This window comes from Prosthecobacter sp. (assembly GCF_046154365.1).
Lineage (GTDB): Bacteria > Verrucomicrobiota > Verrucomicrobiia > Verrucomicrobiales > Verrucomicrobiaceae > Prosthecobacter.
The window spans coordinates 102,552-124,782 of the sequence record NZ_JBJXFV010000066.1; the positions used below are offsets into that span (position 1 = coordinate 102,552).

The window sequence follows — 22,231 nt, forward strand, 5'->3', positions numbered from 1 at the left end:
GCCTACACTGGATACACCCACGGCTGCCGATACTCCCGCTGCATGAGCTTGCTCGCCTCGGCATCACCAATAATAAGTTCCTTCTCCGCATCCCACTGGATGCTGCGACCGGCTTTGTAGCTGAGCATGCCGAGCATCGGCAAACACGAAGAACGGTGGGCGCTTTCGATGTCGGCGACGGGTTTCCGCTTCTTCTCGATGGCGTTGATGAAATCGGCCCAGAGCAGAGCGATGTTGTGGCCGTCGGGCTCTTGAAGTTGGTGATTGCCGTGCTGTTCGCCGCTCTTGGGATCGACGGGGTAGAAGGTCCAGCCGTCGCGCCAGCCGATGTGGAGCACACCTTTTTCGCCGTAGAAGTAGCAGCCGATCTTGTGCTTCTCGTTGTTGTTGTCGGCAAATTTGCGGTGCTCCCAGGTGGCGGTGAACTGCTCGAACTCAAACGTGGCCATCTGATGATCCGGCGCGTCGGTGGTCTGCTCGGTGTCATTGAGCACAGCGGGGCCGGCGATGTTGCGGCCACCGGTGCAGAAGACTTTCTTTGGGCCTTTCTCGCCGCTCCACAGAAGAATCTGATCGAGCCAATGCACGCCCCAGTCGCCCATGGTGCCGTTGGCGTAATCGAGGAAGTTCCGCCAGCCGCCGGGATGCAGCTTGGTATTGAAGGGCCGCATCGGAGCCGGGCCGCACCACATCTCCCAGTCCATGCCTTCGGGCACCTGGCTGTTCGGCTTCGGCTGCTCGGCACCGCCCTTGCTGATGGCAAAGGCGCGGACCATGCCGACCTTGCCCACGGCCCCGGACTTGAGGAAATTCATTGCCTCCACATGATGCGGGCCGATGCGGCGGTGTAAACCGACCTGCACGACGACTCCGGCCTCTCGCGCGGCCTTCACCATCGCCTTGCTTTCGTTGATCGTGTGTCCCGTCGGTTTTTCCACCAGCACATGCGCACCCGCCTTGCACGCGGCGATGGTTTGCAGCGCATGCCAGTGATCCGGCGTGGCGATGATGACGATCTCGGGCTTCTCCTGCTCCAGCAACTCGCGGTAGTCTTTGTACAGCTTCGGATCGTCGCCGGAGAGGCCGTTCACATCGTCACCGGCATTCGAGGCCACGTCCTCATGCACATCGCACAACGCGCACACCTTCACGCGGCCGGAAGCCAGCGCCTCCTTCAAAAGATTCATCCCCCACCAGCCGGAACCGATCAAGGCCGTGCGATACTTCTTCGCCGGATCAGCGCCGAAGATGTGAAACGACGAGGCAGCAAAGGCTGCCGTGGTGGCAGAAAGGAAATGGCGGCGGGAGGACATGGTGGAGGACGATGAAAGCATGCGAGGCAAGAAAACGCCATCAGTTCGAGCGGCTTGCGCAAAATGGCAAAGTCCGATAGCTTCACGCCATGAGCACGATCACCGCCATTCTTGAACCTCACGCCGACGGCACCCTGCACCTGCCGCTGCCCGCCAATCTGCGGCGTGGCCGTGTGCGCGTGGTCGCCAGTCTGACGGTGGATGACGACAGCACGGCCATGACCAGCAAGGAAACCCCGCTGCAAGCGCTGAAAGAGCTGCGCAAGCTCGGGGGACTGCGTCATGCGATTCCCGACCCCGTGGCCTGGCAGAAGGAGCAACGCCAGGAACGCGAACTGCCCGGTCGTGATTGATCTATGCTCCTGGACAGCAACATCCTGATTTACGGCGCGGATGGAAGTCATCCGCAGCTTGATGTCATTCTCGATCGCACCGATCTGGCCGCCGCGAGTGTCACACGCATCGAGACCCTGGGTTTTCATCGCCTCTCTGAAACTGAGCGCGGCTGGTTTGAAGCTGCCTTTGATCGCATGCGAATTCTGCCTCTCGATGATCGGGTGGAGAAGCGGGCCATTGAACTGCGTCAGCAAAAGAAGATGGCATTGGGAGATGCTAGCATCGCTGCAACCGCCTTGGTGCATGGATTGAAGCTGGTGACTCGCAATGTGGACGACTTTGATCACATCACCGGGTTGGAACTGATCAACCCGTTTGATCCGGTTTGAAGGCAGAAAGCAAATGGCGACGGGAGGTCATGGTGGAGGATGATGAAAGCATGCGGAGCAGGAAAACCCCACCGGTTCGAGCGGCTTGCGCGGAAATGGGTCTCCAAACTCGATGAGGTGCTTTGTCGGGCCAACGGCCCGTAGGATTCAGCCCAGGGCAGCAGCCCTGGGTTTTTGTGAAGGATGGCATCTGCTCAAGGCAGCGCTCCAACGGAGCGCAGGAACTGGCCGACGCATGCAAGCGCGGCATTCAAACTCACAGCGTTGCAGTTGGCGGTCGTCTCCCGCGCCCCGTTGGGGCGCGACCTTGGCTATACGTTTCTTGCGTTTGTCCCCAGGGCGGCGCTCGCTCAGGCTCGCTGGCCCTGGGCTGGAATCCATCGCGCCGTAGGCGCGGCAATGCAGGCAAAGGCACGATATATTCTCAGATGTCCCACGAGATCACAACTCCACCTGTTGCCCCAACACCGCCACCTCCACGCTCCCAGCAGTGTGCTTGGCATCCAGCGCGGCTTTGAGGGCGCTGGAGCGTTCGGGTTCGCCGTGGACGAGGAAGACTCGTTGCTTCGGGCCGCGCACGCGGTCGAACCAGCCGAGGAGTTCGTCGTGGTCGGCGTGGCCGGAGAAGGAGTCGAGGATTTCGACGTCGGCGTTCACCTGGAACTCGTCGCCGAGAATGTTCACGTGCTTGTGACCCTCGCGCAGTTTCCAGCCGAGGGTGTTTTCGGCGCAGTAGCCGACGAAGAGGAGGATGTTGCGCTCGTTTTCGACGTTGTTGCGCAGGTGATGCAAAATGCGGCCGGACTCCGCCATGCCGGAAGCGGAGATGATGATGGCGGCGCCTTTGATGTGATTGAGGCTCTTGGATTCATCCACGCTGCGCACGAGTTGCAGGCCCTCGAAGCCGAAGGGGTCGTTGCGCATGAAGATGGCGTCGCGCACGGTGGGTTTGAGGTCGTCGATGTGCAGGCGGAAGATTTCCGTGGCCTTCACGGCAAGCGGGCTGTCCACAAAGGTGGGGATGGGCGGGAAGCACTTCTCATGGCGCAAATGATCGAGCGTGAAGAGAAGCTGCTGGGTGCGCTCGACGGCGAAGGCGGGGATGATGAGCTTTCCCCGCTGCTGCAAGATGCGGCGGATGATCTGGCAGAGGTGCTCGCTGGCATTGGTGGAGAGTTCGTGCTTCCGCCCGCCATAGGTGCTCTCCATGATGACGTAGTCGATGTTGTCGCAAGGCTCGGGATCAAGCAGGAGATCGTTGTTGGGACGGCCAATGTCGCCGGAGAACAGCAGGCGTGACTTCTTGCCGGTTTGGTTGTCGTCGATGTCCAGAATGACCTGCGCGGAGCCCAGCACATGCCCGGCGTCGATAAAGGTCATCTTCACGCCATCGGCGATGGGCATCGGGCGATGGTAGCCGACGGAGACGAACTGCCGCATGCACTTCTCGGCATCGGCCATGCAGTAGCTGGCTTCCAGCAGCGGCAGCTTGTCCTGCTTGCGGTGGCGATTGAGCCAGTTGATGTCGCTTTCGTGAATGTGCGCGGCGTCCGGCAGCATGATGCTGCACAAGTCGCGCGTGGCGGGTGTGGCGTAGATGTTGCCGGCGAAGCCGCGTTTGCAGAGATGCGGGAGATTGCCGCTGTGGTCGATGTGTGCGTGGGAGAGCACGACGACGTCGATCTTGGCGGGATCGAAGGGGAAATCGCGATTGCGCTCGAAGGCGTCATGCCGCCGGCCTTGATACAAACCGCAGTCGAGCAGGATGCGCTGGCCGTTGACCTCGATGAGATGCTTCGAACCCGTGGTGGTGCCCGCAGCACCGCAGAAGGAGATTTTCATGGTTGGTTGGAAAGTAGTCCAGTTGCTGCGCAACTGGTGGTCCGGGAGACTTCGCACGGCAAACGAATTGCTTCACATGACAGGCTTCGATCCCGGCGTGAATGAAGACGCAGGGGAATGGAGAAATGATTCGCGAGGGCAGGGAAGGCGCGTCTTCCATCTTGTCAGTCCTCCGCGAATCTGGAACACTCCGCGCATGAATGCGGATGTCCCTTCCTTGTCCCTGTCGTGGCTCGATGAGCTGGAGAAGCGCTTGCTGGCCGATGTGGAGATGGTGCGCCAGATGAAGGCCAAGCTTCAGCAGGGTACAGCCCCGCCGTCTGTCGCGGAGGCATCGGCTCCCGTGCCTATGCCTGCCCCGCCGCCGCCACCACCACCACCGCACCCGAACCGCGCCATTTCCGATGTCACCGTGGCCGTGCGCACCGTCATCGCCACGTTCAGCGGCCCCTTTGGCATTGGCGAGGTGAAGCGACAGCTCGCCGTCCAGCACTTCCGCGAGTTTGGCGACTCCACCATCCGCTCCACCCTCCAGGACCTCAAGGAAGCCGGTGAGATACTCCTCACCCAGCGTGGCATTGGTCGCGGCGGCAATCGCTACGCCCGCCCAGCTCCCGCCTCTCCGCCCGTGGCCGCAGGCGCTGCTGCCACCACTGCGCCCGAGTGATGGAGTGCTGCACCCCAATACTCCACCGCCCGGTTCCCCGCCTTCCCGCCGCCATTCCTGGCTTCCGCGAAACGATTCCGCGCCTTCCCGCAACGATTTCGCCATACTCCCCCGCCGTTTCGCCGCGCGCCCCGATCATTCCGCGCTGCGCCCGGATGATTTCGCTGTCCTCCCGGATCATTCGGGGGCGTCCCCGAATCATTCCGCGAAGTCCCCCGGCCATTCCGCCGCGCCCCCGAACGGTTCGGCGTCGCCCCCGAATGATTTAGCGCTGCCCCCGAATCGTTTAGCGGTGCCCCTCAATCATTCCGGGAGGCCCCCGAACGGTTGGAGGGCGTCCTCGAATCATTCCGCGCTTCCCCCCAATCATTCGGGGAAACCTCCGAATCGCCCAGCGTTGCCCCCGAACCGCTCGGGGAACGGCTGAAACCGCTCCGCCTGCCCGCGAAAGCGCTTTCCAGCCCGCCGAAACCGCCAAAGCGCTTCTCATCGCCGAACAATCGCCCGTCCCAAGCGCTTTCCGTCCGCCACCTCACGCTTTGAGGAGGGCAGGAATACAATCCTGCCCTCCGGAAGTTGCCGCACGTGGTGAGCCACAGCCGTCGAACGCCAAGGTATGGTACCGCAGAGATCAAGGCGCGAGAGGGAAACCTTTAAGGTGTGGCCTCTTGCGTCTTTGTCGTCTCTCGCGGTGCTCTTGATTCAGAGTGTCGATCAAGGGCCGTACGCCTGCTCCTGAATGCGAAAGCCAGCTATTGGGCCTGTAGCCGGAAAAAAGCCGCGTTGTCAGGGACACTGAACAGAATCTCCAGTTTGCCTTCGGGATTAACCGAGGTCTGAGGAGCGGTGATTGGGAAGAGACTAAAACTGGAAAGGTTGGAGGACTTCTCCAAACCGATTGTCAACCTGAACTCTCCAGTGATTGGGCTTCGCTGAATCAAAGGCGTGCCCACATTCATACTTTGAATTTGTCCGGTCGTAAAAAGCCCCGCCGTGTTACCCTTGGTCATCAGAGTGTTTACGAGTGCAGTATTGCTGACCTGCCAATCAAAGCCAAGTGCTGACAGATTAAACTCGCCCCAGTCGGTCATCCCATCGCCGTCGTGGTCGAGGGTGAGTGGTGGGGAGTCGCGCTGGCAAGAAAGTGCTGGGCAATAATTATGCCACTGGCTGGTTATGCTGCATTTGCAGTCTTTGTTCTTCCGAGTTTGTGGAAGATTTTTTGGTTCTATTTGATTGCTCCTTTGGCGAGTCGGGCTCCAGCAATAAAGCTTAAACCGTCGATTGCCGGAGAAGACGCGCTCATTTCAAGCCCATCGTTTGTGCAGGAGGTTGAAATCTCTCCAAAAGAGACGGTTTATACACGGGCTGACTGGGTTAATGAGTATCCTGCGGACGGTGTAAAAAAAGACACGCGGATGGTATGGGATTGGGCGTCACCATTGATTTCTTGTGCTGCGGGATTGCGGGAACTTACTGAATGGAAGGTTACAGGGAATCGTTCCGAGATATTGAAGCTCTGTGCTGGCTCCGATCCAAATCTAAAAATAGTGAAAGTTGTGTTAGATCGACATTCTGGCTTGGTGATCAAGCCATCGAGGATCATCGCTATTTCGGGAGACATTCAACTGAGCACCGAATGGCGGTTGTTGAGTCTGCACTCATGGATCAGTGCAGGCTGCGCCATATCATTTTCTCTGGCAGCGGCACTCTCTACCTCTCTGGCTATGGTGACATCCGGGCGGAAAGTCGAGAAAACAGACGCCGCATGGCAGACAAGCTGTTAATTGCTTATGACCCTCGCGTTCCATTCAGAACAGTCAGAACAGAGACGTTCTGGCCTTTTTTGCGTGGAACTGCCTTCTTATACGATTTGCAGTTTGAGGAGCCAGGTTTGGTGATCTACCAAGCCTCTGCACCGAGCGTTGAAGACGCCGGAGGCAAGCCGATGACCAGCCGAATTGAAGGTTGGTTTGATCTGCTGCTAAAACCTCTCGGTTTCTAGTCTTGGTATGTTTGCGGTGAAAACGAGACGACTGACAGAATGAGTGCAGAGCAGCACAACATGCGCCGAGACATCCCACCTTCACCGCCTAGCTTCAAACATGTCCCTCGAATCCTTCTTCCAGCCGCGCAGCATTGCCTTGATCGGAGCCACGGAGCGTGAGGGCAGTGTGGGGCGGGCGATTTGGGAGAATCTGCGTGGGTTTGGTGGCGCGGTGTTTCCGGTGAATGGGAAGCGGGCGGAGATTCTTGGTGTGAAGGCGTTTCCAAATGTCGCTGCGCTGCCGGAGGTGCCTGAGCTGGTGATTATCGTGACGCCAGCAGTCACGGTGCCACAGATCGTCGAAGAAGCGGGTGCGGCGGGTGTGAAGGCGGTGGTGGTGATTTCGGCGGGATTCAAGGAAACCGGCGCGGAAGGCGCGGAACTGGAGATGCGCGTGCTTGAAGCGGCGAAACGGCATGGCGTGCGCTTGATCGGGCCGAACTGCCTCGGGCTGATGAATCCGCATGCGGGCTTGAACGCGACCTTTGCCGGCAGCATGGCGCGGCCGGGCCGTGTGGCCTTCTTGAGCCAGAGCGGGGCGCTATGCACGGCGATCCTGGACTGGAGCCACGATCAGCATGTGGGCTTCAGCGCGTTTGTTTCGACCGGAGCGATGACGGATGTCGGCTGGGGCGATTTGATCCGGCATTTCGGCGACGATCCGCACACGGAGAGCATCGTGATCTACATGGAGTCCGTGGGCGGCGATGCGACGGCGTTTCTGGAAGCGGCGCGTGAGGTGGCGGCGCATAAGCCGATCGTGGTGATTAAGGTCGGTCGCACGGCGGAGGCATCGAAAGCCGCCGCATCCCACACCGGCGCGATGACCGGCAGCGATGCGGTGCTGGATGCCGCGCTGCGCCAAAGCGGCGTGCTGCGCGTGGACACGGTGGAGGAGCTGTTCGACATGGCGGAGGTGCTTTCCAAGCAACCACTGCCTGCCGGACCACGCCTGGCCATCGTGACGAATGCGGGTGGTCCCGGTGCGCTGGCCACGGATGCGCTGGTGCTCGGCGGCGGTGAGTTGGCGGAGCTTGCGGACGACACGCTGGAAGCGCTGAACGAGGTTCTGCCTGCGCATTGGAGTCATCACAATCCGGTAGATGTGCTGGGCGATGCGGATGCCGACCGTTTTGCCACCGCGCTGCGGGTCGTGAAGAACGATGCGAACGTGGACGGTGTGCTGGCCGTTTTGACACCGCAGGCGATGACGAATCCGACGGCGATTGCCCGCGAAGTGGTGAAGATCGCCCAGGAGAACGGCAAGCCGCTGCTGACGAGCTGGATGGGTGCGCAGAGCGTGAATGAAGGACGCGCGATCCTGAATGCTGCGGGCATCCCGACCTATGATTATCCCGATGAAGCGGCGCAGGCCTTCGTGCGCATGCGGGAGCGGCGTCTGCGGCTGTTCTGGCTCAATGAGTCGCTCGCCGCGCATGCGGCGGATGTGGAAGAGCTGCCTTCGGTCATTGGTGACATGATCGACGCCGTGCTGAAGAGTGGTCGCACGCTGCTGACCGAGCTGGAGGCCAAGCAGGTCCTGTTTGCCGCCGGGATTCCGATTGTGGAGACGCACGCGGCTTATGGCGAAGACGCGGCGGTGGCTGCGGCGGAGGCGCTGGGTTTTCCGGTGGTGGCGAAGCTGCTCTCGCAGACGATCACGCACAAAAGCGATTGTGGCGGCGTGCAGCTCAATCTTCACGATGCCGCAGCCGTGCGGCACGCATGGCGCTTGATTCGCGACAACGTGACGAACCTGCATGGTGCTGAGGCCTTTGAAGGCGTGACCGTGCAACGCATGGTGACACGCAAGGGCACCGAATTGATCCTCGGGGCGAGCACGGACGCGCAGTTTGGCCCCGTGTTGCTGTTTGGAGCCGGTGGCACGCTGGTGGAGGTGTTTCAAGATCGTGCGCTGGTCCTGCCGCCGCTGAATCATGCGCTGGCGCGACGCTGGATCGAGCAGACGAAGATCGCCAAGGTGCTGCGCGGCGTGCGCGGGCAGGCGGCAGTCGATCTGGCTGCACTAGACGACGTTTTGGTCAAATTTGCACGACTCGTGCAGCACGAGCGGCGCATCCTGGAGCTGGACATCAATCCGCTGCTGGCGTCGCCGGAAGGCATCGTGGCGCTGGATGCGCGGATCGTGGTGCGGGAGTAGCCACGCTTGCCAAAGCGTGGACGGCGGGTGCTGGCGGATGAGTATTCCACGTTCTGGCGAACGCGGCTACACCTCTTTGTAGCCACGCTTGCCAAAGCGTGGATGGCGTGTGTTGGCGGCAGCACTTTCCACGTTCTGGCGAACGCGGCTACACGGCTTTGTAGCCACGCTTGCCAAAGCGTGGACGGCGTGTGCTGGCGGATGAGCATTCCACGTTCTGGCGAACGCGGCTACACCGCTTTGTAGCCACGCTTGCCAAAGCGTGGATGGCGTGTGTTGGCGGCAGCACTTTCCACGTTCCCCGCCTGCAACGATGTAGCACTGCGGGCAGGTGGCGAACGCGGCTACATGGCTTTGTAGCCACGCTTGCCAAAGCGTGGACGGCGTGTGCTGGCGGAAGCGCATGACCACGTTCCCCGCCTGCAACGATGTAGCATTGCGGGCAGGTGGCGAATGCGCCTACGATCCTGAATTGCCATTTGCGCGAAGGGCTTCGGGCGATAGGATGGCGGACCCGAATCCCTCATGAAAACCGCCTCGATCCTCCTCTGCGCCGCTGCCATTGCCCTCGCCTCCACTTCCTGCGGGAAGCACACCTGGAAAGAAACCCAGGTGCTGCATGAAGGCATGCACAAGGCGCACGCCGAAGAGCATGGTGATGCGCACGGCAAGAAGGCAGAGGCGAAGCACTAAGGAATCACTGATTTAACACCGCAGAGGCGGGAACGCCGCAGAGAAATGATCTCTGAATCAGACCTCTGTGGCGTTCCAATTTGCTTTCGGCTGCTTCCGCTGCGCTCCAGAGCTGCGGTGTGGCATTCATTAGCGTCTCCTTCTACTTCTGCCATGCGTCGCTGGTCGGTCATCGGTGTTCTCGTTCTGGTGATCGTGGGGACCAGTTGTGTGATGCTGCGGACGTGCTGGGCGCGTCTGGCGCGTTCGATTCCGTCGGTCGGCGGCAAAGACCTGCACCTTCGGCTGCCGGATGGCGGGAAGACGTATTTGCAGAAGGACAAGCGCTGGGCGGCGGATCAGCTCGGTGCCTCCAGCGACACGTTGGGCAGTCACGGCTGCCTCGTGACCAGTGTGGCGATGGCGTGCACGAATCTGGGCGTGAAAGTGACGCCGCAGGAGCTGAATACGCGGTTGAAAAAGGCCGACGGCTTCCTGCCACAAGGCTGGGTGGTGTGGAATGCGCTGCCGCGGGTGACGGACCACCAGATCACGGCGGAATATCACGAGGTGCCGAGCCATGCCGCGCTGGATGAGGCGTTGCAGCACGGGGCCTATCCCGTGGTGAAGTATTTCCTCCTCGGCGGCATCCAGCACTGGTGCGTCATCGTGGGCAAGGACGACGAAGAGTATCTGGCGCGAGATCCGCTGCGGGATGACAAGGAGCCGGTGCCGCTGTCAGCGCTGACGGAGAAGATTTATGCGGTGCGGGTGCTGAAGAAGGTGGAGTGATCGATCAGTTCCGCCACGAGCAGATGTTGTCGTGCCAAGTCTTGGGATCACGATCTGGGCCGGAGGAGTAGATGAGAACTCGTGCAGGGATTTCTGAAAGCGGCTTTGCAGCGTCTGGGTCGGAACCGACGTGGCAGCGTCAGCCAGCCAGCCTCAAACCCAGCGTAGATGCGGCCCAAGGGCGGCTCCGCATTCTCATATCCATGGTGGACGCGGGCCGGGTGGAGCTCCGCATTCTCATATCCATAGTCGATGCGTGTCGGGGGAGACTCCCCAAGGTGCCGTCAAGAGTTGACGCGGGGTCGGGGGAGCCCCCCAGGGTGGCGTCAAGAGTTGACGCGGGGTCGGGGGAGCTCCCCAAGGTGGCGTCAAGAGTTGACGCGGGGTCGGGGGAGCCCCCCAAGGTGGCGTCAAGAGTTGACGCGGGGTCGGGGACGCTCCCCAAGGTGGCGTCAAGAGTTGACGCGGGGTCGGGGGAGCTCCCCAGGTTGCCGTCAAGAGTTGACGCGGGGTTGGGGGAGCCCCCCAAAGTGGCGTCAAGAGTTGACGCCACCCAGCCGAGCTTCCCGCAGGTCGCGTCAAGAGTTGACGCGGGGTCAGGGAGCGCCACCTCCTGAGCATCCGCAGGGCGCGTGATGCGTCCGAGCTTCCGGCTCAGGGTTTGGAGAGTGGCGCTGCGGTTCATGGGCGTAGTGTCCCATGAAACGCGAATCTGAAAACGGGCATCGAGTTACGCCCCCGGCGCAGCCGTCTCGGCAGGCACGATCACTGGCAGCAGGGAGAGCAGCAGCTTGAGTTTGCGACCCAACCCCGTCCAGCGCTCCGCCAAGCGGTGGATCACATGCGGGCGCACGCGCAGCGTGGCATATGCCTGGCATCTTTTTTCCTGGCGCCTATCCCGTGGTGAAGTATTTCCTTCTCGGAGGCATCCAGCACTGGTGCGTCATCGTGGGGAAGGACGATGAAGAGTATCTGGCGCGTGATCCGCTGCGGGATGACCAGGAGCCGGTGCCGCTGTCAGCGCTGACGGAGAAGATCTACGCGGTGCGGGTGCTGAAGAAGGTGGAGTGACTACCGCGACACACGCAGCTATTCTCTTCGGTGAGTGATTAGGCCCGCTTGAGCGGGCTCGTAAGCTCATGGAGAAAAGAAGAAAGGCTGCCACGACTTTGCGCTATACCGAACGCAACCGCATAAGGGTCTATCTCCCGCACAATGCCCTGCACGAAAGGAATCTGTAGGAATATACGGTTGTCGCGAACGGTCCGAGCTGCGTCGTGATGTTCGATCAAGAACTCGCAAATGAATGCTCCAATGAGAGCGGCCAGAAAAGCAACGTCAGCGGCTGCAACTTCCTGTGTCTCTATCCAATGGCTGAACGGCTCCAGAGTAGCTTGCAGGTTCAAGGGTTCTTCGGCTCTGCTGATGCCTATATTGGGCAGAACCTCCTCCAGCATGGGTCTTGAGTCGTCGATTACTTGTTGTGGGTTCATGCTCGGGGCCTAACAAATACGCTGGAAGACAAAGTGTGAGTTTGTTTCACAGCCCGTTTACATCAGACATTCTTGAGGAATTCGCCTCACCTTTCGAGATCAGATTGAAAGCCGACGGCTCGTCGGCGCTCCCCATCACACCACCAGTCCCGCCGCAGCCACGAGCGTCTCTTCGTTGACGATCTTGCCGGCGAGGTCGGGTTTGCAGTCGCTTTTGAGTTCGTCGCGGAATTTCTTGATGAAGCTCTGGGTGGGCCAGGAGGCGGCTTCGCCGAAGGCGCAGATGGTCTTGCCTTCGATCTGATTGGCCACGGTCTCCAGAGTGTCCACGTCGTCGGGGCTGGCGTCGCCGGCGACGATGCGGTCGCTGATTTTTTTCATCCACAGGCTGCCTTCGCGGCAGGGCGTACACTGGCCGCAGGATTCGTGGGCGTAGAAGGCGTTCAGGTTGTTGATGACCCAGGTCATGCTGCGGCTGTCGTCCATGATGATGACGCCGCCGGAGCCGGCCATGGTGCCGCACTGCGCCATGGTGTCGAAGTCCATGGGGATGTCCATGATGCCGATCTCGCGGCCGTCCTTGAGCTTGTACTTCTCATCGGCACGCAGCACTTTGGAGGAACTGCCGCCGGGGATGATGGCTTTCAATTTGCGGCCGGGCTTCAAACCGCCGCAGAGCGTGTCGATGACCTCGCCCATGGTGACCTTGCCGACTTCGACTTCGTAGTAGCCGGGCTTCTGCACATCGCCGCTGACGCAGAGGATGCGGGTGCCGGTGTTGTTCGGCGTGCCGAGTTTGGCGTACTCCGCGCCGCCCATCTCGAGGATGTGCTTCACGTGGCAGAGGGACTCGACGTTGTTCACGATGGTCGGGCTCATGTAGAGGCCCAGCGCGGCGGGGAAGTAGGGCGGCTTGATGCGCGGGTAGGGGCGCTTGCCTTCGAGGGACTCGATGAGGCCGGTTTCTTCACCGCAGATGTAAGCACCGGCACCGCGATGCACGAAGATCTCGCAGTCGAAACCGGAGCCGAGGATGTTTTTGCCGAGGAAACCCTTCGCATGCGCTTCAGCGATGGCTTTTTCGAGGATCTTGGCCGCGTGCGGGAATTCCTCTCGGATGTAGATGTAGGAGAGCTTCGCGTTGACGGCGAAACAAGAGATCGTCATGCCCTCGATCAACTGATGAGGGTCCTGATGCATGATGTAGCGGTCCTTGAAGGTGCCGGGCTCAGATTCGTCGGCGTTGCAGATGAGATAGACCGGCTTGGTGTTCGTCGGCGGGATGAAGCCCCACTTCACGCCCGTCGGGAAACCCGCACCGCCACGGCCACGGAGTCCGCTGGCTTTGACCTCGTTGGTGATGGCGCTGCGCTCCATCTTGAGCGCCTTCTTGAGCTGCTCGTAACCGCCGTCCTTCAGGTAGCACTCGATGGACGGATCGTAGCCGACGCGGTCGATGTTTTTGAAGATGAGGCGCTTCTCGCGCGCATGCGGTTCTTTGCCGGGGAGATACTGGACGGGGGAGGCCATGGGCCGCAGTATTCCAGTGCGAAAAGGCGCGGCAACCGGGATTTGTGAAAAAATTCACAAGGGGAGGGGGATGATGAATGTTGCATCGTCGAGATTCGGATCATCCGGGAAGTTCGTGCGGTCGCAATAGCTCAAACGAAAACGACAGACCGCGCCAACGGCGCGAAGGAATCCAGCCCAGGGCAAAGGAGCCTTGGCGAGTGCCGCCCTGGGTCGGCGGAGCAATCGACCTCATGGACCGCAGGTCGCGCTCTGAAAGAGCGCAGGAACGGCTGCGGCAGCTCTCCTGCGCTCTTTCAGAGCGCCATGACCTTGAGCTGGATGGCTTCACGTTTTCCCAGGGCTTTCGCCCTGGGCTGGAATCCTGCGGCCCTTCAGGCCGCTGCTTTCACGCTTCACCGCACCTACTTGCCGGATGAACCCGAGATTCAGAGAACACAGAGGATTGAATTCGGCAGGATTTTCTCCGCGTTCTCCCAAACTCGTCGGTGTAAACCAGTGTTCTGCCGCTGGTAGCCCGGTGGGAAGCGAAGCGTATCAATGACGGGATGAAAGCTCTGCGGGCTGAGTGGTGTAGTTTGGGGGTGATTTTACCTGCGCTGAGAACTGGATTGAAGGCGTTGCTGATGCTGCTGGCATCCGCAGGGATGGTGCTGGCGAAGAAGGAGGAAGGGCCGAAACCGGTGCCGTGGTCGTTTGTGCCGCTGAAGCGCGTGGCCTTGCCGAAAGTGAAAGACACGGCGTGGCCGAAGACGCGGATTGATTACTTCATCCTCGCGAAAATGGAGGCGGCGGGGATGCAGCCGGCGGCACGAGCCGAGGAGCGCGTGTTGCAGCGCAGGCTGGCGTTTGACCTCACGGGGCTGCCCAAGGCAAGTGCTCAGTTCTCAGTGCTTAGTGCTCAGTCTGGTTCATCACTGAGCACTGAGCACTCGGCACTGAGCACTTCTGCCGCTTGGAGCCAAGCCGTGGACGAAACCCTGCGCAGCCCCCACTACGGCGAGCGCTGGGCGCGTCACTGGCTGGATCTGGCGCGCTACACGGACATCACGCCGGACTGGCTGGACTCGACGAAGTTCTCGTATCTGTATCGCGACTGGGTCGTGCAGGCATTGAATGAGGACATGCCGTATGATCGCTTCGTGGTGCGGCAGCTTGCGACGGACTTTTTGCCGGAGTGCGGGCCGCAGGATCGCGTGGCGCTGGGATTCATCGGCTTGAGCCCGACCTACTTCAAAGAGCTGCAACTGCCGCCGGAGATCATCAAGACGACTGTGGCGGACGAGTGGGAGGAGCATGTGGATGCGATTGGACGCACCTTCCTCGGCCTCACGCTGGCGTGTGCGCGTTGTCATGATCACAAGTCCGACCCGATCACGGCGCAGGATTACTATGCGCTTGCCGGTGTGTTCGCGTCTGTGAAGCAGTCGGAGATGCCAACGATGAGCGATGCGCTGTGGCGGCCGGTGGCAAAAGCGCGCGCTGAGGTGGCGGCGCTCGAAAAACAGATCAAGGAACTGCCGAAGAAGAAGCCGAAGGACTTGAAGGAACAAACCGCCGCGATGCAGGCGAAGATCGACGCGATCAAGAACGGCACACCGCATTACAACATGCTCATGGCGAACGCCGTCGAGGAAGCGGCACTGTTCGTGGTGAAGAAGGAGAAAGAGCATGGCACCAAGCTCGATTACAAGATGGGCATGGCCCGCGATCTGGAGCTGATGAAGCGTGGCAACCCCAATGACCTTGGCGAGAGCGTGCCACGGCGTTTCCTGTCCGCCTTCCCGTCGAAGACCGGCTTGCCGCGCAAGTTCAACACCGGCAGCGGTCGCCTCGAACTCGCGCAGGCCATTGTGGAGGACGCCGCACCGCTCACCGCACGCGTGATGGTGAATCGCGTGTGGAAGCATCACTTTGGTCGCGGTTTGGTCGATACACCGAGCGAGTTTGGCAACCTCGGCGAAGCGCCGACGCATCCAGATCTGCTCGATGATCTCGCCGGGCGCTTCATGGAGCACGGTTGGTCGTTGAAGTGGCTGCATCGAGAGATTTTGAACTCGGCGACGTGGCAGCAGAGCAGCGTGGCGGCGGAATCGGAGAAGCTCGATCCAGAGAACAAGCTGTATGCGCGCATGCTGCGTCGTCGCCTTGATTGGGAAGCGTGGCGCGATGCCATCCTCACCGCCACGGGGCAGATTGACCTGAAGATGGGCGGTCAGGCGTCATCCATCAGCGCCCCCAAGAATTTCCGCCGCTCACTCTATGGTGCCTCAGATCGTCAGGACATGGACCCGATGCTCCGCATCCACGACGTGCCCGATCCCGGCGCGCACAATCCGTGGCGCACGGAGACGATCACGCCCTTGCAGGGCTTGTTCGCGCTGAATTCGCCCTTCATGCAGCAGCAGGCCGATGTCTTCGGCAAGTGGGCGATGCAGCACCGCGTTGAGGAGGTGTATGCGCGTCTGTTTGGCCGCCAGCCGAGTGCGCATGAGGCCGGGGTGGCGAAGGCCTTCATCCTTGGCCGTGAGCAGGACGCTGCCGCGTGGTCGCAGTATGCGCAGGCGCTGCTGGCTGGGAATGAGATGCTGTTTGTGGATTGAGGCCGCATCGTCGTCCTCGTCCTCCTACTCGAACTCGTCCTCGATCACAGCGCTCCGCGAGCACTGAGGACTCTGGAGATTTCCTGGCACATGCTTGGCGTGGGATCGGATGCTTGGAGATGCAGGCGAAGTGGCAGAATCGAGGACGAGTAGGAGGACGAGTTCGAGTAGGAGTCGGAGGACGAGTTCGAGGAGGATCACCTGCGGTGGGCTTTCTCCGTCGCATCTTGGCTTTACACCAGCCCATCTCTGATCATTGATCCCCGCCCGTTTTCCGACCCCTGTCATGACCACCAAACTCGACCCCAAATTCCTCGCCTTTCTTGCCGACACCGCTCAGAAACTCCAAACGCTCGAGATCGAGCCGCGCGTGCTGGCCGACGCTGCGCCCGCGTTGAGCACTGCCACCGCTGAACTCAGCCAGCGCCTGATCGATCACGTCACGCAGCTCACGGCTGCCATTGAGGCGAAGACCGCCGCCGACATCGCGGAAAGAGAAGCCGCGAAGGCCCTGGCACTGGCGGAAAAGGAAGCGGCACGCATCGCCGCGCTGGAGGCCAAGGAGGCCGCGCGCATTGCCAAGGAAGAAGCCGCCGCCGCCGCCAAGGCGCAGGCCTTGCTCGAACTCGAAGCCATGAAGGCCGCCGCCGCCGCCATCAAGGCGAAGGAACTGGCCGAGAAGGAGGCTGCGAAGGCACAAGCACTCGCTGAAAAGGAAGCCGCACGTCTTGCTAAGGAACAAGAAGCCGCTGAGAAGGCCGCCGCCAAGGAGCGGGCCATCGCCGAGCGTCTGGCCGCCGTCCTTGCCGCTGCTGAGGCCAAGGCCCAGGCGCTGGCTGAAAAGGAGGCTGCGAAAGCCCAGGCCCTCGCGGAAAAGGAAGCCGCCAGAATCGCTGCGGCAGAAGCCAAGGAAGCTGAGCGTCTCGCCAAAGAACAGGCCGCTGCCGAGAAAGCCGCTGCCAAGGCCCAGGAACAGGCCGAACGCGAAGCCGCGAAGATCGCCGCCGCTGAAGCGAAGGAAGCGGCGCGTCTCGCCAAGGAACAGGCGGACGCTGAGAAGGAAGCGGCCAAGGAGAAAGCCCTCGCCGAACGCATGGCCGCTATGGCCGCTGCGGCGGAAGCCAAGGAGGCCGCACGCCTCGCGAAGGAGCAAGCAGAGGCCGAGAAGGCCGCTGCGAAAGCTCAGGAACTTGCTGAAAAGGAAGCGGCCAAGGCGCAAGCCTTGGCCGAGAAAGAAGCCGCCCGTCTGGCCAAAGAACAGGCCGAGGCCGAGAAAGCTGCGATCAAGGCCCAGGCCCTCGCCGAGAAGGAAGCGGCACGTCTGGCGAAGGAACAAGCCGAGGCTGAAAAGGCCGCCGCCAAAGCTCAGGCGCAGGCCGAAAAAGACCAGCGTGCCGCCGAAGCCGCCGCCGCCAAGGCGCTGCAGGAGGCCGAACGCCAGAAAGCCAGCGCTGCCGATGAAGAAGGCCGTGCCCGCCGTGCCGCCGCCCGGGAGAAGGCCATCGCCGAACACGAGGCCAAGCAAAAAGCCCGTCAGGCCGCCGCCATGGCCCAGCTTGCCGCGGATAAAGCCGCCCTGAAGGCCGAGAAATCAGGCACGGCCGCCAAAGTCTAGGCGCAGACATCCTGACCTCGGGCGCTGCTTGAACCGTGACAAGGAATGTCAATGAGCCTCTGCGACCGTCCAACCTCTGCGGTTAAAACCAGGTAACCGCAGAGGATGGACGGTCGCAGAGAAGAACTGGCCCACTGAGTTTCCCCTGGGGTAAAGATGTCTGGGCCTCAGTTCGTGGAGCCGTTGATGTCGAGCAGTTCGATCTGAAACACCAGCGTGCTGAAGGGCGGAATTTTTGCGCTGGGGCTGCTCCCGCCATAGGCTAGGTGGTGTGGAATCACGAACCTGAACTTGTCACCCACCTTCATCAACTGCACGCCCTCGGTCCAGCCGCGGATCACGCCGTTCAAGGGGAAGCTGATCGGCTCACCACGCTCCACCGAGCTGTCGAAGACGGAACCGCTGAGCAAGGTGCCGTGATAGTGGACCCTGACGGTGTCGGTGGCTGTGGGTGAAACCGTGCCGGTGCCGCGCTGCAAGACTTCATACTGCAAGCCTGACGCGGTGGTATGCATGCCGCTGCCCACGGTTACATTGGCCGGAGCCGCTGGAGCCACCGCAGCGGAGGTTGGGAGGACAGGGGCCGGGCGTGGCTTGGGCTGCGGTGTTTCGCTACAGCCGAGAAGGAGCAACGAGGGCAGGATGATTTGGACGGATTTGATCATAAGGTGGTGGGGTGGCGAGGCGCTGCGGCGGCCTAGTGTTGCGACTTGCCCCCTGCGGTCAAGTCAGCATGCAAAGCGGAGCGAGCAGGTCATCATTTTCCGAAGATCCAGCGTCCGACGACTGTCAGGCCGTTGAAAAGACCGAGGAGCATGAGCAGGAAGATGGTCAGCGCGATCGCGACGACCATGGTTTCCTTGAACTTGGATAGCTTTTCGACTGGCAGTGCGAGGCTTCCGTTCTTGTTACGGAAGTCATCTGGGAATCCAAGCGATTTCAGACCAGTTTGCACACGCTCAGGATAATCTGCCAAACTCGCTTTCCTTCCGGCGCTCGGAAATCGAGAAAAGATCCACTCACAAGGTTTTCCTCGGACGCTGCTCAGGAACAGCTCGACCCATTCTTCTTCACGATGTTCTGCGAGGCCGGACAGGAACAGATATTTACCGGCTTCCTGGGAATCGTGCATCTGCACAAGGATGCGGCCATAGGCGGCAAACGTCGCTGGCTGATAGCCGGCACTGGCGATGCAACCTGCCAGAATTTGCTTCGCACGCCACAGCCGACCTTCCTGCGCCTCTTGTGCAGCACGTTCCAGTGGCGGGAGTTTGGGAGTCCGGCTCATCCAATGGCACGTGCTACTTCTTCGCCTTAGCGTCCTCCAGCTTCTTTGCGGCCTTCTGCGCGTCGCGGAGGAGGTCTTCGTATTCTTTGGCGCTGCCGTAGCCGGTGCGGGCGGCCAGTTGGGTGCCGTCGGGCGCGGTCACGACGACGAAGGGCAGGGTGGAGCCTTCCACCTTGAACTTCTCGCGGAACAGGGCGCTCGTCGTCGCGTCATCGCAGTTCACATCGGCATAGACGAACTTGCTCTCCGAGAGCCGCAGTTCCCGTTTCGCGATCATGCCCTTCAGTGCCTGACAGTTGCCGCAGGCTTCCCGGCCATACTGCACGAACAGCATCTTCCCCTGGCCCTGCGCTGTCTCCAGGGCTGATTTTAAATCGGTAATTTTGTCAGGACCGCCTGCGAGTGCGGCGGAGGCAAACAGCAGGGCGAGGGAGGTGAGCAGGGTTTTCATGGTGGTGAGGGATGGGGTTGGGTGTTCGACGGCTGCATCCCATCAGAAAGCGGCCCGCGCTTCAAGCGCATTTTTCACCTTGGTAACTCGCGGTTTCGGCGGGCCGTCGGTGTCCGCGCTTTCAGGCGTCGCTTGCGCCGGATTCAATGGTCCATGGCGGGACAGGGCCCCGCAGGACTTGGGCGGCGCGGTGCCAGTGTTCGTTGTTCGTCGGGTGCAGCGCCTGAATGATGATGAGTGTGGCGTCAGCCCGCTCGTCATTTGGGCGTACGCTGGCCGCGCGAGGGCCAAGAGGTCGGGCGGGCTATTGCCACACCCAACCTACGACATCATTCCGGCGATACTCCTCGATGCCGTACAACTGCCGACGCTGCCGCCGTAGCGCTGGCGTGTGCTGTCCACGGGCGAGGAAGAGAGGATTGAGCACCGATCACTGAGCACTGAGCACTGAGCAGTGGTTAAGGGTTAAGGGTTAAGCGTGAGAAGTTCTCTCTGTTCAGTGATGAGGCTGAGTTTGGCGTCAGGCGGAGTGGCTAAACGCGTGCGGGCAGCGTATATCCCCCGGGTGGCTCCAGGCCACTGCATGCGGCAAGCACTTTATGAACCTCCATCCATCCCTATGAAAACCGCCATTCTCCTCCTCTGCGCGTTTGCCGCCGCCTGCGCGCTCTCATCCTGCGGCTATAACGATGGAACGCCGTATGACTATACAACGCATGATGGCGGCACCTTCACCAGCAGCACGCCTTGGGGCTACGCCTCGTATCGAACCTGCTCGGCACCCTCAAGTCATTGTTCCCTGGGCAGCCGTTGCGCCGCGTGCTGCTGCCTGCCCCGGAACTGTACTCCGGTGAGGGTGAAGACCTGGACCCAAGAGCACGTCGGTGTGTCGCGCTACCCTACCACCTGGGGTGCGCCGATGACGATGACCGTGACGGTGACCACCCGCACGGCGTTGCCTTATTAACCCTGTGCGCTCTCCGGCGTGGGCGGCGTGACACGGCGCTTAGTTCAGCGGTTTGAGCTCGGGCAGGATGAATTTGCCGTCCTTGCGTATGAGCTTGCCATCAAAGCGGATTTCGCCGCCGCCGTAGTCGGGGCGCTGGATGTTGACGAGATCCCAGTGGACCTGGCTGCGGTTGCCGTTGTCGGCGGGGCCTTCGTAGGCCTGACCGGGGGTGAAGTGGAAGCTGCCGGCGATTTTTTCGTCGAACAGGATGTCGCGCATGGGCTCTTTGATCTCGCGATTGAAGCCGATGGCGAATTCGCCGATGTAGCGGGCACCTTCGTCGCTGTCGAAAATCTTGTTGATGGCCTCGGTGTTGTTGGCGGTGGCGTTGACGATCTTGCCTTTGCTGAACTCGAGCTTCACGCTGTCGAAGGCGATGCCCTGATAGATGGTGGGGGCGTTGTAGCTGATGACGCCTTCGACGCTGTCTTTGACCGGGGCACTGAAGACTTCGCCATCGGGAATGTTGTGATTGCCGCCGCAGGCGATGGCTTTGAGGCCTTTGAGGCTGAAGCGCAGGTCGGTGCCGGGGCTGGTGATGTGGACCTGCTGGGTTTTGTCCATGAGCTTCTTGAGGGCGTTCATGGCGGGGAGCAGGGCGGCGTAGTCGAGCAGGCAGACGCGGAAGAAGAAGTCCTCGAAGGCTTGGGTGCTCATGCCGGCCTGCTGGGCCATGGAGGGTGTGGGCCAGCGCAGGACGACCCAGCGGCTGTTGTTGACGCGTTCGTTCTGCACGGGGCGCAGCTTCGCCGTGACGAGCTTCATCTTGTCTGCTGGCACGTCGGAGCTTTCAGTGATGTTGTGGCTGCCACGGACGGCGATGTAGCAGTCGGTCTTCTTCATCAAGGCGAGGTTGTTTTTCGCGATGATGTCGTACTGGCTGGCGTTGGCGTTGATCATCTGCTCGCGGGTGAGGACGGAGTCGTTGATGCGCACCATGGGCAGGCCGCCGACGGCGACGACCTCGCGGATGAGGCTCTGGCCGACGGTGTTGGGCACGTCAAAGAGGTCGATCCAGACGAGATCGCCTTTTTTGACCTTGGTGGAGTAGCGGACGAGCTGGCGGGAGAGGGCGTCGATTCGGGGGTCGTGCATGATGGGCGGAGTGTGGCGATAAAGACACACACTGGCAAAAGGGAAAATCGGGGGAATGCTGGACTTATGATGCGCTGCTTTTTTCTGCTGATCTGTGCTCTGGCAAACGTTCCCGTCTTGGCGCAGACGCCAGCGTGGGCGAGAGATCTCACGGCGGCTCCGGTCGGGCCGTATCTGCATGTGCCGCCGTGTGAGATCACCTTTGAACTGGGCTGGAACAATTTCATCAAGGCGGGCACGGCGGCGTTGAGCGTGAAGGAGGCAGGGAATTACTGGCGTGCGGATGCCACGGCATCGAGCACGGGCTTTGCGCGTTCGTTGTGGACGTATGACTGCGAGATGTCCTCGATCATCGAGCGTGCGAGCATTCGACCGCGCTATTTGCGCCACAGCGAGACGGACAGCGAGGAGAACTGCCGCTACCGGGTGTCATTTGAGCCGCACCGGGTGGTCACGGAGACCACGATCACACCGCAGCAGGGCGCGGCGAGCACTTCAAGCGCGCTGTGCGCCTATGGGCCGGTGGAGGATCTGCTCTCCGTCATTTTGTATGTGCGCAGCCAGGAACTGCGGAATGGGCAGAAGATCACGCGGGTGGTGCAGCCGTGGGACAAGCCGTATCTGACGACGTTCGAGGTGCAGAGCCGTGAAACACTGAACTTCGGCGGCAAGCAGCGCCCGTGCATCAAGGTGGGCATCCAGATCCGTAAAATCGACCGCGCTACGCTCGCCTTGAGTGCCTATAAGAAAATGAAAACCGCCACGATCTGGATTTCAGATGATGCCCTGCGGCTGCCGATCGAAATGCACGCCAGCATTTTCGTGGGCTACATGTCGGCACGTATGACCGGGATGAAACTGCTGACCGGCAAGGATGCGACGGCGGCGGTGCCTAAGTACATGACAGTCAAACCGCCCGTCAGGTGAA

General features: G+C 61.0%; 23 protein-coding genes. 13 read left to right on the forward strand and 10 right to left on the reverse strand.

The features are described 5' to 3' along the window. Positions 1-2: 2 nt before the first annotated feature. The gene (locus ACKVY0_RS08510; RefSeq protein ID WP_409214373.1) at positions 3-1,313 is read right to left on the reverse strand and encodes a Gfo/Idh/MocA family protein; all 1,311 of its coding nucleotides are present in this window, start codon (positions 1,311-1,313) and stop codon (positions 3-5) included. Positions 1,314-1,402: 89 nt separating this feature from the next. Between ACKVY0_RS08510 and ACKVY0_RS08515 the strand changes: the two genes are divergently transcribed. Then, positions 1,403-1,666, forward strand: a complete 264-nt coding sequence (locus tag ACKVY0_RS08515) for a hypothetical protein (RefSeq protein ID WP_409214374.1) — start codon at positions 1,403-1,405, stop codon at positions 1,664-1,666. Positions 1,667-1,669: 3 nt separating this feature from the next. Continuing rightward, positions 1,670-2,038 carry a type II toxin-antitoxin system VapC family toxin gene (locus tag ACKVY0_RS08520; protein ID WP_409214375.1) on the forward strand — a complete coding sequence of 123 codons (369 nt, stop codon included), beginning with the start codon at positions 1,670-1,672 and terminating at the stop codon, positions 2,036-2,038. A gap of 441 nt (positions 2,039-2,479) precedes the next feature. Here ACKVY0_RS08520 and ACKVY0_RS08525 read toward each other — a convergent pair whose 3' ends face one another. Continuing rightward, positions 2,480-3,880 carry an MBL fold metallo-hydrolase RNA specificity domain-containing protein gene (locus ACKVY0_RS08525; RefSeq protein WP_409214376.1) on the reverse strand — a complete coding sequence of 467 codons (1,401 nt, stop codon included), beginning with the start codon at positions 3,878-3,880 and terminating at the stop codon, positions 2,480-2,482. A 196-nt stretch (positions 3,881-4,076) separates the two neighbouring features. Between ACKVY0_RS08525 and ACKVY0_RS08530 the strand changes: the two genes are divergently transcribed. Next, a complete protein-coding gene (locus ACKVY0_RS08530; protein ID WP_409214377.1) occupies positions 4,077-4,547 on the forward strand; it encodes a hypothetical protein in 471 nt (156 codons plus the stop codon). Between the two features lie 752 nt (positions 4,548-5,299). On the opposite strand, the gene ACKVY0_RS08535 is transcribed toward ACKVY0_RS08530, so the two are convergent. After that, the gene (locus ACKVY0_RS08535; RefSeq protein WP_409214378.1) at positions 5,300-5,638 is read right to left on the reverse strand and encodes a hypothetical protein; all 339 of its coding nucleotides are present in this window, start codon (positions 5,636-5,638) and stop codon (positions 5,300-5,302) included. 12 nt (positions 5,639-5,650) lie between these two features. Here ACKVY0_RS08535 and ACKVY0_RS08540 point away from each other — a divergent pair, with 12 nt between their 5' ends. The 5 genes from ACKVY0_RS08540 (at position 5,651) to ACKVY0_RS08560 (ending at position 10,219) form a co-directional block, all read left to right on the forward strand. Next, complete coding sequence (locus ACKVY0_RS08540; RefSeq protein WP_409214379.1) at positions 5,651-6,334, forward strand: hypothetical protein; 684 nt, start codon at positions 5,651-5,653, stop codon at positions 6,332-6,334. After that, positions 6,316-6,552 (forward strand): hypothetical protein, encoded by a 237-nt coding sequence (locus ACKVY0_RS08545; protein WP_409214380.1) that lies wholly within the window; start codon positions 6,316-6,318, stop codon positions 6,550-6,552. The genes ACKVY0_RS08540 and ACKVY0_RS08545 overlap by 19 nt, the downstream gene beginning before the upstream one ends. Positions 6,553-6,652: 100 nt before the next feature. Beyond that, positions 6,653-8,755: an acetate--CoA ligase family protein gene (locus tag ACKVY0_RS08550; protein ID WP_409214381.1), complete on the forward strand. Its 2,103-nt coding sequence runs from the start codon at positions 6,653-6,655 to the stop codon at positions 8,753-8,755. 525 nt (positions 8,756-9,280) lie between these two features. Continuing rightward, complete coding sequence (locus tag ACKVY0_RS08555; RefSeq protein WP_409214382.1) at positions 9,281-9,448, forward strand: hypothetical protein; 168 nt, start codon at positions 9,281-9,283, stop codon at positions 9,446-9,448. A 153-nt stretch (positions 9,449-9,601) separates the two neighbouring features. Beyond that, positions 9,602-10,219 carry a hypothetical protein gene (locus ACKVY0_RS08560; RefSeq protein WP_409214383.1) on the forward strand — a complete coding sequence of 206 codons (618 nt, stop codon included), beginning with the start codon at positions 9,602-9,604 and terminating at the stop codon, positions 10,217-10,219. A gap of 730 nt (positions 10,220-10,949) precedes the next feature. On the opposite strand, the gene ACKVY0_RS08565 is transcribed toward ACKVY0_RS08560, so the two are convergent. Further along, entirely contained in the window at positions 10,950-11,072 is a 123-nt protein-coding gene (locus tag ACKVY0_RS08565) for a hypothetical protein (protein WP_409214384.1), read from the reverse strand. A 50-nt stretch (positions 11,073-11,122) separates the two neighbouring features. On the opposite strand from ACKVY0_RS08565, the gene ACKVY0_RS08570 reads away from it, so the two are divergent. Continuing rightward, entirely contained in the window at positions 11,123-11,290 is a 168-nt protein-coding gene (locus ACKVY0_RS08570; RefSeq protein WP_409214385.1) for a hypothetical protein, read from the forward strand. Between the two features lie 38 nt (positions 11,291-11,328). On the opposite strand, the gene ACKVY0_RS08575 is transcribed toward ACKVY0_RS08570, so the two are convergent. Beyond that, entirely contained in the window at positions 11,329-11,712 is a 384-nt protein-coding gene (locus ACKVY0_RS08575) for a hypothetical protein (protein WP_409214386.1), read from the reverse strand. A 135-nt stretch (positions 11,713-11,847) separates the two neighbouring features. After that, the gene (gene nuoF, locus ACKVY0_RS08580) at positions 11,848-13,242 is read right to left on the reverse strand and encodes an NADH-quinone oxidoreductase subunit NuoF (protein ID WP_409214387.1); all 1,395 of its coding nucleotides are present in this window, start codon (positions 13,240-13,242) and stop codon (positions 11,848-11,850) included. A 548-nt stretch (positions 13,243-13,790) separates the two neighbouring features. On the opposite strand from nuoF, the gene ACKVY0_RS08585 reads away from it, so the two are divergent. Together ACKVY0_RS08585 and ACKVY0_RS08590 are read left to right on the forward strand one after the other, a co-directional pair. After that, positions 13,791-15,845: a DUF1549 and DUF1553 domain-containing protein gene (locus ACKVY0_RS08585; protein WP_409214388.1), complete on the forward strand. Its 2,055-nt coding sequence runs from the start codon at positions 13,791-13,793 to the stop codon at positions 15,843-15,845. Positions 15,846-16,131: 286 nt separating this feature from the next. Further along, a complete protein-coding gene (locus ACKVY0_RS08590; protein ID WP_409214389.1) occupies positions 16,132-17,460 on the forward strand; it encodes a hypothetical protein in 1,329 nt (442 codons plus the stop codon). Between the two features lie 167 nt (positions 17,461-17,627). On the opposite strand, the gene ACKVY0_RS08595 is transcribed toward ACKVY0_RS08590, so the two are convergent. From ACKVY0_RS08595 to ACKVY0_RS08605, 3 genes are all read right to left on the reverse strand, one after another. After that, a complete protein-coding gene (locus ACKVY0_RS08595) occupies positions 17,628-18,125 on the reverse strand; it encodes an FKBP-type peptidyl-prolyl cis-trans isomerase (RefSeq protein ID WP_409214390.1) in 498 nt (165 codons plus the stop codon). A gap of 92 nt (positions 18,126-18,217) precedes the next feature. Beyond that, positions 18,218-18,592 carry a hypothetical protein gene (locus ACKVY0_RS08600; protein ID WP_409214391.1) on the reverse strand — a complete coding sequence of 125 codons (375 nt, stop codon included), beginning with the start codon at positions 18,590-18,592 and terminating at the stop codon, positions 18,218-18,220. 169 nt (positions 18,593-18,761) lie between these two features. Beyond that, positions 18,762-19,199, reverse strand: coding sequence for a hypothetical protein (locus ACKVY0_RS08605; protein WP_409214392.1), 438 nt, complete (start codon positions 19,197-19,199; stop codon positions 18,762-18,764). A 619-nt stretch (positions 19,200-19,818) separates the two neighbouring features. On the opposite strand from ACKVY0_RS08605, the gene ACKVY0_RS08610 reads away from it, so the two are divergent. Continuing rightward, entirely contained in the window at positions 19,819-20,166 is a 348-nt protein-coding gene (locus ACKVY0_RS08610; RefSeq protein ID WP_409214393.1) for a hypothetical protein, read from the forward strand. A 39-nt stretch (positions 20,167-20,205) separates the two neighbouring features. On the opposite strand, the gene ACKVY0_RS08615 is transcribed toward ACKVY0_RS08610, so the two are convergent. Beyond that, positions 20,206-21,303, reverse strand: a complete 1,098-nt coding sequence (locus tag ACKVY0_RS08615) for an aminopeptidase (RefSeq protein WP_409214394.1) — start codon at positions 21,301-21,303, stop codon at positions 20,206-20,208. A 117-nt stretch (positions 21,304-21,420) separates the two neighbouring features. Here ACKVY0_RS08615 and ACKVY0_RS08620 point away from each other — a divergent pair, with 117 nt between their 5' ends. After that, entirely contained in the window at positions 21,421-22,230 is an 810-nt protein-coding gene (locus ACKVY0_RS08620; protein WP_409214395.1) for a DUF3108 domain-containing protein, read from the forward strand. The last annotated feature ends 1 nt before the right edge of the window (position 22,231 follow it).